Origin of the sequence: Parabacteroides sp. AF17-28 (assembly GCF_003479205.1) — a bacterium.
Lineage (GTDB): Bacteria > Bacteroidota > Bacteroidia > Bacteroidales > Tannerellaceae > Parabacteroides > Parabacteroides acidifaciens.
Window position 1 is genome coordinate 86,796 of the sequence record NZ_QUGV01000005.1, and the last position, 12,742, is coordinate 99,537.

The 12,742-nt window shown below is 38.4% G+C and carries 8 protein-coding genes; all 8 read left to right on the top strand.

All coding sequences use genetic code 11. The features are described from left to right. The first annotated feature begins 100 nt into the window (after positions 1–100). The 8 genes from DWW90_RS05065 to DWW90_RS05100 all read left to right on the top strand — a co-directional run bounded on the left by DWW90_RS05065 (position 101) and on the right by DWW90_RS05100 (position 12,687). Entirely contained in the window at positions 101–751 is a 651-nt protein-coding gene (locus DWW90_RS05065; RefSeq protein ID WP_122344223.1) for an HD domain-containing protein, read from the top strand. 155 nt (positions 752–906) lie between these two features. Beyond that, positions 907–1,446: an RNA polymerase sigma-70 factor gene (locus tag DWW90_RS05070; protein WP_122344224.1), complete on the top strand. Its 540-nt coding sequence runs from the start codon at positions 907–909 to the stop codon at positions 1,444–1,446. Positions 1,447–1,528: 82 nt separating this feature from the next. Next, positions 1,529–2,461, top strand: coding sequence for a FecR family protein (locus DWW90_RS05075; RefSeq protein ID WP_122344225.1), 933 nt, complete (start codon positions 1,529–1,531; stop codon positions 2,459–2,461). 201 nt (positions 2,462–2,662) lie between these two features. Then, the gene (locus DWW90_RS05080; protein WP_122344284.1) at positions 2,663–5,938 is read left to right on the top strand and encodes a TonB-dependent receptor; all 3,276 of its coding nucleotides are present in this window, start codon (positions 2,663–2,665) and stop codon (positions 5,936–5,938) included. 11 nt (positions 5,939–5,949) lie between these two features. After that, positions 5,950–7,635 carry a RagB/SusD family nutrient uptake outer membrane protein gene (locus tag DWW90_RS05085; protein ID WP_115497867.1) on the top strand — a complete coding sequence of 562 codons (1,686 nt, stop codon included), beginning with the start codon at positions 5,950–5,952 and terminating at the stop codon, positions 7,633–7,635. Positions 7,636–7,646: 11 nt separating this feature from the next. Continuing rightward, the gene (locus DWW90_RS05090) at positions 7,647–9,743 is read left to right on the top strand and encodes a hypothetical protein (protein ID WP_122344226.1); all 2,097 of its coding nucleotides are present in this window, start codon (positions 7,647–7,649) and stop codon (positions 9,741–9,743) included. A gap of 539 nt (positions 9,744–10,282) precedes the next feature. Next, positions 10,283–11,425 carry a serine hydrolase gene (locus DWW90_RS05095; RefSeq protein ID WP_122344227.1) on the top strand — a complete coding sequence of 381 codons (1,143 nt, stop codon included), beginning with the start codon at positions 10,283–10,285 and terminating at the stop codon, positions 11,423–11,425. Then, the gene (locus DWW90_RS05100) at positions 11,422–12,687 is read left to right on the top strand and encodes a GntP family permease (protein ID WP_122344228.1); all 1,266 of its coding nucleotides are present in this window, start codon (positions 11,422–11,424) and stop codon (positions 12,685–12,687) included. Before DWW90_RS05095 ends, DWW90_RS05100 begins: the two co-directional genes overlap by 4 nt. The last annotated feature ends 55 nt before the right edge of the window (positions 12,688–12,742 follow it).

The window sequence follows — 12,742 nt, forward strand, 5'->3', positions numbered from 1 at the left end:
GCTTCGGAAAGGACTAATAGTATTGCATAAAAAAGATAAGGAAATAGGATGAAACCGCTTATCTTTGCAGACAATTTTGTCGGAACTAAATAGATAGACAATGGAACAACTTGATTTTGTTAAGACAGTGCAGGCTAACCAGCAGTGGCTACGTGCAATGGAAAAGGAGGCTTTTGCCATCCATGACCGTGTTAATCAGCGCTATGGGAAATTCCTTCCCTACGGTTTTCACCTGAAACTGACAGCTTCGTATGTCTCCCGCTACGGCCATCTGGTAGCGGAAACGGAAGCGGATGTGCTTGTTCTCTATGCTTCGGCCTATCTGCACGACACGATAGAAGATGCCCGCATGACCTATAACGATGTCGTGAAGTTTGTCCGCAGTTTCAAGCCGGAAGGAACAACCTTGCCGGACGCAAGCAAGGAGCAACTCGACCGGCAGGTTCCGGAAATTGTCTACGCTCTGACCAATGAGAAAGGCCGCAATCGCGACGAGCGTGCGAATGCTGCCTATTATAAAGGTATATGCGAGACGAAATTCGCCTCGTTCGTCAAGATGTGCGACCGCTTGGCGAACCTCCGCTTCACCGTGATGTTTGTTTTTGCCAATTATATGTTTGATGTTTATAAAAAAGAATATCCTGATTTTATCCGCAAGATAGACGAAGGCGCTGTGACCCCCATCCCGGAAGTAATGAAGCAGGAGGCGGAAGATATGTTGCGGGGCGAGGTTTATGTGTTGGAAGGCTGATGTACAGGAATACATAAGATTTTACAGGGGCAGGTGAAAAATAGTGTCGTGGGATTTGGATAATTCCACAGGTAAAAGCTATTTTTGTGGAGTTAGAACATACTTACTTGGAGAATCGGAGAAACATAATAAATCCCTTTGATATAAATTCGGAGATGAATTTTGGCGTTTTTTACAATACGTACTATCAGCGTTTTGTAAGATACGCTTTTTATTATGTCAATGATTTACCGACAGCGGAGGATATGACCCACGATGCACTGTTGTATTATTGGGAAAATAAGCACCGGCTGCCGATCGATACCGATGTGTTGGGATATATTTTGCAGTCCGTAAAGAATAAATGCCTGAACTATCTGAAACACCTTCAGGTTGAGATCGAGTATAGTAAGAACCACACAAAGTTGTATGACTGGGAAATCGTAACCCGTATCCAGACCTTGGAAGATGAGACTTATGGTACGATCTTTTCCAAAGATATCATGAAAATAGTGATGGGCGCTTTAGACGAATTGTCTGATCAGACCCGGAATATATTTGTGCTCAACCGTCTGGAAAATAAGTCCCGAAAAGAGATTGCCGGCATATTGGGCGTCTCCTTGCAAAAAATAGATTATCACATAAATAAGGCGAACAACCATCTTTTGCAAAGGTTGAAAGACTACATTCCGCTTATCTTTTTATTTCTGAACTAAATTTTTGCAAAAAAAGTACTATTACGGTTAGGATTTTCTCCCTTTGAGTTGCTCTACTTTTAGAAACACTAAAAAGAGAGCAATGAATATAGATCAGCATATATTTATCCGTTATTTTCTTGGACAGGCTTCCGAGGAAGAGAAAGAGACTATTCACCAGTGGATCGAGCATGATGAGGCTAACCGGAAACGGTTTATCCGGGAGCGGATTCGCTTCGATGCTTCTATTCTTGTGGATAAGCCTAATACTAAGGTCGGAAGATATTTACGCATACAGCCTTGGTTAAGCTGGAGTCTGAAAATAGCGGCATCCGTTCTGTTTCTGCTGGGAAGTTTTTATTTGTATGATAATTATAGAATAGGCCGGTTGTCTGAATCTTATCAATGTGTCAGCGTCCCGGCCGGAAACCGAACCAATATTTTATTGCCGGACGGGACGAACGTCTGGTTGAACGCCAATACCTCGATCCGCTATCCGATGGCTTTTGCCAAAAAGAACCGGGAAATTACATTGGATGGAGAAGCCTATTTTGAGGTGGCGAAAGATAAGAAACCGTTTATTGTAAAAACGGATAAGTATGATGTGGAAGTGCTGGGAACTATATTTAATGTAGAGGCATATAGAGGCAAGTCGCAATTTAGAACGAGTCTTTATGAAGGTAAAGTCAAATTATATAATTCTCGATGTCCGAAAGCCGTCTTTTTATCTCCGGGACAAACAGCCAAGCTTCTCGGGGATTCTTTACTGGTGTCGGCAACAACCGATGTGAATAGTTACCGCTGGAAAGACGGTTTGATCTATATAGAAGATAAATCTTTTAATGCAATTATGGAACTGTTTGAAAAGTTCTATGATGTGCAGATCGTAGTTAACAATAAAGCTGTGAAAGATTTGGGATATCGAGGGAAGCTTCGGATATCTGATGGAGTTGATCATGCCTTGCGCGTTTTGCAAAAAGACTTCCCTTTCAAATATAAGCGGGATGAAGAGAGAAACATCATATATATTAACTGATAAAAACGGGAATGCCTATGGGAAAGGACACATGAGAAACACGTAAAAAAGAGCCGGCAGTTGCGCCAACAACCACCGGCTCTCCAGTACATTATTTAATATACTTATTAATTTAAAATCAATTACAAAGGTATGAAAAATTATTTTTTACCTGAGACTTTTCGAAAAAAAGATTCAGGGAGGAATCAAATACGCAGAGTTATGAAATTGACTACTTGGTCTTTACTATTATGTTCATGTTTCGCTTTTGCTGGTCAGGCAAATTCTCAGAATGCGAAAGTTAGTTTGAATAAAAATCAAGTTCAATTAGAAGATATCCTTAATGAGATAGAAAATCAGACAGATTATTTGTTTGTCTCGAATCGGGATGTCAATTTGAAACAAAAAGTATCTGTATCTGCATCAGATAAGTTAGTCCAGGATGTCTTAAATGAAGTATTAAAAAATACGGGACTAGCTTTTACAATAGAGGGAGTGAATATTATTCTTACTCGGAAAGAAGAAAACATGTTGGTTACTCAACAGCAAGATAAGAATATATCAGGAAAAGTTGTGGATCAAAAAGGTGAACCTATTATAGGAGTGAATGTTATAGAAAAGGGGACGACTAATGGAGTTATATCTGATTTAGAAGGGAGTTTCTCCCTTAATGTTGCGTCTAACGCAACATTGGTATTTTCTTATATAGGTTATAAATCACAAGAAGTAAAAGTAGATAATCGCCTTTTATATAATGTTGTGCTAAAAGAAGATATCGAGGCTTTGGATGAAGTTGTCGTTGTCGGATATGGCACGGCGTTAAAAAAGGATATTTCGGGTTCTGTTGTTCGTGCAGATTTGGATGCATTGAAAGAATCTCCGAACGTGAGTTTTGCATCTGCTTTGCAAGGAACAGTCCCTGGAATGAACGTAGGAGCTGTGACGCAAGCAGGTACAGATCCTGAAATGACGATTCGTGGACGTACATCTATTTCAGGTGCGAACTCTCCTTTGATAGTATTAGATGGAATTATTTATAGAGGAAATTTGGTGGACTTAAATATGAATGATATCGAATCTATAGATATTCTAAAAGATGCAAGTTCTGCGGCAATTTATGGTTCTCAAGCTAGTAATGGAGTGATGCTTATTACTTCAAAAACTGTAAAGGCAATGAGCAAACCGGTTATTGAGTATAGTGGTTCATTTTCTATTCAACAGTCAGCAAATAAAATAAATTTAAATGATCGGGAAGGTTATTTGCAACAAATTGCAGATGTTAAAATTTCAGAGAGTAGAGTAGGAGAAGATTTGCTTACTCCGAATCCGGATTGGGATGTGACTAAATATTTTCAAGATAATCAGGAAACAGAAGGTTTTCTGAATGGAAGGAATACGGATTGGTGGGACTTGGGTACAAACAATCTCCCGTATATCAACACTCAGAACTTGAGTATAAGAGGGAAGAACGAATTAAGTAGCTATTTTTTTTCAATCGGATATACAGACCAGAAAAATCTGATGAAAGGAGATGAGTATCAGCGATATAATATTCGTATGAATTTAGATACGAAAGTGACGGATTGGTTGAAGATTGGAGCTCAGACGTTCTTTACATTTAGTGATTATTCAGGGACAAATTTGTCTTACGACAAAATAAGACAGTTGCCTCCTTTGAGCCCTGTTACGGATGAGAATGGGGAAAACATAGTTTATGTATATAAGACACAACTAAATCCTTTATTAGACCTTCAGCAAGATAACATTGATAAGAGGTATAATTTGTGGGGGAATTTTTATGTAGATGTTGATATTCCGTTTGTGAAAGGATTGAACTATCGATTGAATTTTTCGCAAAATTTGATAAACAATAAGGATTTTCAATTTAATCCCTGGGGGAGTGATTTAACAGGAAGCGGATCGAAGGTAAACGATAGTCAATATAGCTGGACGATCGATAATATTGTTACGTATAAACGTAGTTTTGATGAGCATGATGTAAACGCGACATTTGTATATGGTGCTGAAAAACGTGTGTATGAATCAACGTCTGCCTCTGGAAGTAATTTTAGTAATGATGTTTTAGGTTTCAATAACTTGGGTGCAGCTGATGCTGCATTGCAAAAAATAGCATCTTCAGCATGGCAAGAGACGAGTTTATATACGATGTTTCGTATAGGATATACATATAAAGACCGTTATACTTTTACAGGGACAGTCAGAAGAGATGGATTTTCTGGATTTAGTTCTTCAAATAAATTTGCGGTTTTTCCCTCTGCTGCAGTAGCTTGGCGTCTTAGCGAAGAAGAGTTTCTTAAAGATAAGAATGATTGGATTGATGATTTAAAATTGCGTTTTTCTTATGGAGTAAATGGGAACCGGACGCTTTCACGTTACCAAACGATGGCAACAATGAAATTTGTTGACTCTTATTTGTATGGAGATGGAGCCCCTGCTGAGAAAGGTTCTTTTTTAAATACAATGGCAAATAGTGATTTAAAATGGGAAACGACAAAGACCTTTAACATAGGAAGCGATTTCTCATTTTTTGATAATAGAATATTCGGATTTCTGGAATTCTATAAGTCAAAAACGAAAGATTTACTATATGATGTAAATATTCCCTATATGAACAATAATATTAATTCTATTGCAACTAATATAGGAGAATTATCCAATTGGGGTACAGAGTTAAAAATAACAGGGGTTCCGGTTAGTAATGAATATTTTAGCTGGGATGTTACGTTTAACTTTTCATTAAATCGAAACAAAGTGAAAAGTATTTTAGGAATCGATGCAGATGGAGATGGAAAAGAAGATGATCTGATCTCAAGCAAAATCTTTATAGATAAGCCTTATGGGGTTTGTTATGACTTCAACGCTATTGGAATGTGGCAAATTGAAGATTATAATGCTGGTATTATACCTAACGGATTTATGTATGGTACATATAAAATAGAAGATATAGATAAAGATGGTAATATTACCGCTGCTAATGACCGTAAAATATTAGGTTATTCGGATCCTTCTTATCGTTTCAGTATTCAGAATACGTTTAGATATAAAGATTTTGAATTGAAATTTTTACTTAATTCTATTCAAGGAGGTAAAAACTATTATTGGGCAAATTCAGGTTCCGCGATACTCGAACCAGACGGTGCATATCAAAATAACATGTTTAAATTTGATTATTGGACACCTGAGAATCCTGATGCAAAATATAGGCAATTGGGATATTTTTCGCCCTCTGTGGGTTATGCTTTCCATCCTTATACACAGCGGAGTTTTGTTCGATTACAAGACTTAACTTTCTCTTATAGAATACCAAAGAAAGTCTTGAATAAAGTGGGTATAAATAATTTTAAGATTTATCTTAGTGGAAAGAATCTGTTTACCATTACTAAATGGGATGGAATGGATCCAGAAACAGGTGTAGGTGTTCAAGGTGGATACCCGTTGTTAAGAACTTACTCAATTGGCGTTAATTTTGATTTTTAAATGATTTTGATATGAAATATTTATTTGGTTTTATACTGTTTATGATGATTGCTTCATCATGTAATGAAAGTCATTTTCTTAAAGAAAAACCTCTTTCTATTTATACACCTGAAAATTCATTGGTGACATTACAAGATTTTCAAGGTGCAGTTAATACTCTATATAATAAAACTCGTTGGTTATTTCATGAGCAAACAGCTCATGAAAGATATATGTTTTGGTATGGGACAGATTTATGTTTTGGAGCAGCTGATTATTATGCAAACTCCAGATTAAATAATTATGAAGCAACAATGATTCCAACGGAACCGGGAGTCTTAAATTTTTGGAGGTATACTTATGCGATAGTTAATCAATCGAATTTGATTTTGTCTCGTTTAAAGAGTTCCGGATTATCGGATAACGAAACAACGGCTATAAGGGGGGAAGCTTTATTTTTTAGAGCTTTTGGATATCGAATTTTAGCAAATTTGTATGGTGGAGTACCTCTTCTATTGGAAGAGATCACAAGTCCTCGAAGAGATTTTGTTAGGGCTACTCGGATTGAAGTGTATCAACAAGCAAAAACAGATTTAATTGAATCTGTCTCTTTATTAGCTGATATAGACAACGTAAAAGATGGTAAAATTTCAAAGCAAGCAGCCCAACACTTATTGGGAGAAATTCTTATTTCTTTGGAAGAATATGAAGAAGCGATATCTGTCCTTTCTTCTGTGATTAATTACCCAGCTATGGCGCTGATGACAGAACGTTTTGGTACTAAAATTGGTGAACCTGGGGATGTTTGCTCTGATCTGCACAAGACTGGTAATCAAAATAGAAGTACTTCTGGAAATAAGGAAACTTTATGGGCACTTCAATGGGATTATTTGAATTTTGCATCTACAGCAGGCGACGAAAGACCTCGAATGATTTTGCCTTACTATAATGCTATAAATATCACAGTGGAAGATGAAACAGGCAAGAAGGTAACAACACCTGCTTTTCATTTAACTGCAGAAAAAGGAGGTAGAGGGATTGGTTGGGCTCAGCCGACTTATCATATGACTCATGGGGTGTGGACGGATGATACTGATTTAAGAAATTCTTCATATAATATTGTTCGGGACATGAGGATTGATAATGAGAATTCTCCTGCATTTGGAAAATGGTTTGTTGCGGATGGTTTTGTTTCTCAGACTGATACGATTCGAATGTGGTATCCTTTCTTTATGAAAGTGACAGGAGATGTTCCGGAAGAATTGTGGGAAAAGGATAGCAATGGAAATCCTAAACTTACCAAATATGGAGAACATATTGTTATGAGTAATACGACTTCTTCTTATAGAGAAACTTATGTGTTTCGCTTAGCTGAAACTTATTTGTTGAGAGCTGAAGCTTATCTTGCAAAGTCTGATGTAGAGAATGCGACTTCTGATATAAATGTAGTACGTGCTCGGGCACATGCTAAATTAGTAAAATCGTCTGAAATCGATATTGATTATTTATTGGATGAGCGGTTGAGAGAATTGTCATTTGAAGAATTGCGTATGTGTACATTATGTAGAATGGGAAAATTGGCAGATCGCAATAAAAAATATAATCCATTATCTGGTAAAACAATAAAAGATTATCACAATTTATGGCCAATACCATTTTCAGAGATAGAATCGAACGTTTATGCGGTATTAGAACAAAATCCAGGTTATACCAATTAAAAGGGCTGATAATGAAAAAAATAGCAATAATATTCACTTTTGTTATTTCTTGTATTTGTAGTCTGTTAGGAAATAATAAAATAGATAGGATGAGTCTTGTTTTGCGACATAATGTTGTATTGACAAAACCTGAGGCTTTATCTCCTTTATCTGTGGGGAATGGTCATTTTTGTAGTACGGTTGATCTTACTGGAATGCAGACTTTTCCGGAGTTTTATCAACAAGGAATTCCTTTGTCGATTATGTCGGAATGGGGATGGCATAGTTTCCCTAATGTAAATAATTATAAGTTGTTTGATACATTTGATTTTTTGCAAGCATCTGGTAAACGTGTTCCTTATCCGACAAAAAATACTTCTGGATATGAATTCCTGCGTGCTAACCCCCATCAAACGGGGTTAGCTTTGATCGGATTGGAAAAGATAGGAGGGAGTATGTCTCTTGATGACTTAGAAGAAACTGTTCAGACGTTGAATTTGTGGGAGGGCTCATTGGATAGCCGATTCAAAATCTCTGGTGAATCAGTTGAAGTAACGACACTTTGCCATCCTTATATAGACAGATTGGCTTATAAACTGAAATCCAATTTATTTTCTTCGAATAAATTAGGGATACGGGTTCGTTTCCCTTTTCCAAGTGCGGTACATAGTAAAGATCCGGCTATCTTAGAAAAAGATGATCTTCATCTGTCGGAGATGGTGAGAGGCGGCGAACAATCTTGGGTGATTAAGCACCAAGTTGATGATCTTGTTTATTATTGCCACATACAAACTTCCGTAAAGGCTACATTAAAGGAGGTTTCCAAGCATGATTTTTTTATAGAAACTTTGGATGAAGATGAGTTTACTTTATTAGTTGATTTCCAGCAAGAGGATCCGGGTGTTGATTCTATGGATGATTTTGCTGCGACATTGAATGTGAATAGAACTGCTTGGTTTAATTTTTGGATGGACGGCGGAGCCGTCGATTTGTCGGGAAGTAAAGACCCTCGATGGAAAGAGCTGGAACGTCGAATTGTTTTATCTCAATATTTGACAGCCATTCAATCTCGTCAAAAATATCCACCTCAGGAGACTGGATTGACATGTAATAGTTGGTATGGAAAATTTCATTTGGAGATGCATTGGTGGCATTCTGTGCATTTTACATTGTGGAATAGATCGACTTACTTAGCGAATACATTGGATTGGTATGAAGATATATTTAATGTAGCAAAATCATATACGACTCAGCAAGGCTATAAGGGAGTTCGTTGGCCTAAAATGATAGGACCGAATGGTGTAGAGTCTCCATCAAAGGTTGGTCCCTTATTGGTTTGGCAACAACCTCATTTGATTTTTTATTGTGAACTGTTATACCGAGAAAATCAGAGTTTGGAGTTTGTGAATAAATATCGTAATCTGATAGAAGCAACAGCTGATTTTATGTTTGATTATGCCAATTGGGATACGGTGAAAAAATGTTATGTGTTAGGTCCTCCAATTATTTCGGCTCGTGAAGGGAATCATTTTACTTATAAAAGCAATATGAATCCAGCTTTTGAACTGGCTTATTGGAGTTGGGGATTAAAGAAAGCAAATGATTGGAGGGAACGGTTGGGTTTAAAACGGAATGCCAATTGGGATCGAATGGCCGAACAAATGTCTCCTTGGCCTATTGTGAATAATATTTATGTAGAAGCAGAGTCTGTGATAGAGAGGGATGGAGGGCATCCTACACAATTGGCAGCCTATGGTTTCTTGCCTGAAAGCCCGTTTTTGAATAAAGAGGTAATGCGTAATACATTGATTCATGTAATGAACAATTGGGATTGGAAAGACACATGGGGATGGGATTATCCCTTGATTGCGATGACGGCTGTGCGTTTAAATGAACCAGAATTGGCTATAGATGCACTACTTATGGATGTACCCAAAAATACATATTTACCAAATGGACATAATTATCAGACGCCAGAGCTTCCCCTGTATTTACCTGGTAATGGAGGATTATTATCAGTCGTAGCTATGATGTGCGCAGGATGGGATGGATGTGAAATTGTGAATCCAGGATTTCCTAATAATGGCAAGTGGAGTGTTAAATGGGAAGGTTTAAAGCCTGTATTTTAATTGAAGAATGTACTATGTCTATGGAGTATTTCATAGATATAGTACTATTAGTTGTTTTTCTCTTCATCGCAAATCATTATACATTATTATAGTGACAATAGTAGTGAGTTAGTTTACTTCGAGTTTATTTAGTCAATCCCAATGCTCCATGGTAGAAAGAATCTATTAAATACAATCAAATTGATAAAGCAATATATTTCTAAAAGAGCATATATTCAGTTTCTTTCAAACTTATTCGTGATAGAGATACGATTTGAGAGAAATAGAATTTATATGGAGGAATTGATTCTCGGAACATAAATAGAATATCTTTTACAGCAGAAGTCTTTTTATACTTGCTATTTAAATTAAAATTGTTCATTGTTGGATGAATAATTCTATTTGTTTGAATAATATTTATATCTTTAACCGATTGAATACAAAGTCTGTATAGCGATCTTTTGTAAAACAAAGTGTAGATTTATATAGTGGGTGATTTGTAACTGAAATCGAATGTGTGAATTTAATAATAAGCTTTAAACTGATTAAAATGGCTAAAAATGAAAAGTGTTAATTCTTTATTTCTTTTACTATCAATGATGGTTCTGACTCCTGTGTCGGTTGTTTCCCAGAGTGTCAGTAAAGTATTGCAACCTTATGTTGATTCGGGCGAGTTACCTGGTTTTGTTACTGTTGTGGCTAAGGCAGACAAAGTTCTTAGCATGGAATGTCTCGGTTATCAGGATATTGCGAAAAACAAGAAGATGGAGCCTAATTCCCTGTTTTGGATTGCCTCTCAGAGCAAACCCATTGCCGGGGCGGCGGTCATGATGCTTGTCGATGAGGGGAAATTAAATCTGGATGAACCAATTACGACTTATCTTCCTGAGTTGAAAGATATGAAGGTCAGTCGTGTGAGCCGGGAGAATTGGCAAGTAACCGAACGAGTTACACAGCCTATAACTTTAAGACAGCTTCTTACGCATACAAGCGGTATGTCCTGGGTTGCCGGAGTACAGGAGCGGACGGGAAAAATAGACGTGCTGCCTTTTAGTCTCAGTCTCTATGTAACGGCGATGACGGCTCTTATAGCTGAACCGGGAGAGAAGTTTTCATATTCCAACCAGAGTATAAATATTGCCGCCACTATTGTTGAACGGATTTCCGGAATGCCGTATGCCGATTTCTTGCAAAAGAGGATATTTGAGCCTTTAGGCATGACTAATACAACCTTTTGGCCGGCAGGGAGACAGTTGGAAAAGTTAGTTATTCCTTATAAACAAGGTAAGGACGGGAAATTGGAAGAGACGATTATCGACCAATTGCAATATCCGCTGGACGATAAAAGCAAACGTTTTGCAGAAGCTGCCGGAGGATTATTCTCGACGCCGGTCGATTTAGTGAAATTTTACCAGATGATTGCAAATAAGGGCCTTTTTAACGGGAAAAGATTGCTGACGGAAAATTCTGTTGCAGAACTGGGAAAAGACCAGACGGATAAGAATGTGAAAGAACAACGTGGGTTGGGATGGGCTGTTTCGGATGATTGGATCGGGCACGCTGGCGCTTATGGTACGGATTCCAGATTTTATTTTAAGGACGGAGTCATTGTCATGCTTTACGTTTTGCAGCAGGATCTTCCCAAATATGGAGAAGCATGCCAGCTTTTTTGGAAAGAAGTGGAGGCAAAATATCATTTATGAGTACGTGTGGAGCTCTTATAGGGCTATTACTTTGTATCGTATTGATCATACGAAAGGCGTCGCCCGTTTACAGTATGATAATAGGCGCCCTGGTCGGAGGTTTAATTGGTGGTCTGGGATTGACCACAACCGTTACATCCATGGTTTCCGGCATTCAGGCTCTTGTCCCGGCAATCATACGTATATTGACTGCGGGAGTTTTGTCGGGAATACTGATCCGGACTGGGGCTGCGGCATCAATTTCTCAAACAATTGTCAGGCGTTTAGGGGTGAAACATGTTTTCTTCTCTCTGGCTTTCTCGACAATGTTGTTAACGGCTATCGGGGTGTTTGTGGATGTGGCTGTCATTACGGTTGCTCCTGTGGCCCTGACGATTGCAAACCGTCATTCAATCTCACGTCTGAAATTGCTGTTGGCAATGATTGGCGGTGCTAAATGTGGGAATATTATTTCTCCAAATCCTAATACGCTTATTGCAGCTGAGAATTTTAACGCACCGCTGTCTTCTGTCATGGCTGCCAATGTTGTGCCGGCATTGATAGGTTTTGTTATAACAGTTTGGGTGATTGTACGGCTGTTCCCCGACAAATATTCATCCAAAATAGAAGTGGAAGACTCTGGTTCGAATGAATCGAATGAAGATCTCCCGCCGTTTTGGGCAAGTATGACAGCTCCTGTTGTGACAGTTCTTTTGTTGGCTTTGCGTCCGTTGGTTGATATAACAATAGATCCGTTAATCGCTTTGCCGTTGGGCGGTTTTGCGGGGATGGTCGCGATGAGGCGCTGGAGCGTATTAGGGGACAGTTTGGAATATGGCCTTGGGAAAATGTCCTCGGTTGCGATTTTATTGGTAGGCACCGGGACGATAGCCGGAATTATCAAAGCTTCAGATCTGAACTCGGACTTGCTCGCGTTGCTGGGCAGTTGGCATATCAGCGATTTTATGATTGCCCCAGTCGCTGGCGTTTTGATGTCTGCCGCTACTGCTTCTACAACAGCGGGAGCAACAATCGCTTCTTCCTCTTTTTCAACTGCAATACTGAACTCCGGCTTGTCCGGCGTTTGGGGAGCTGCGATGGTTAATGCAAGTGCGACGGTTTTGGATCATCTGCCACACGGGTCATTTTTTCATGCAACAGGCGGGTGTGTCGAAGTTCCGATCGCTCAACGGTTACGGTTGATTCTTTATGAGACATGGGTTGGTTTGACGCTGACTGTCTCTTCCATTGGTTGTTGTAAGCTGTGGATTTGGCTGATATGATTAAAAAGACCGTCATTTGTTTGCAGAATAAAAAAAAGTATCTACCTTTGCACCG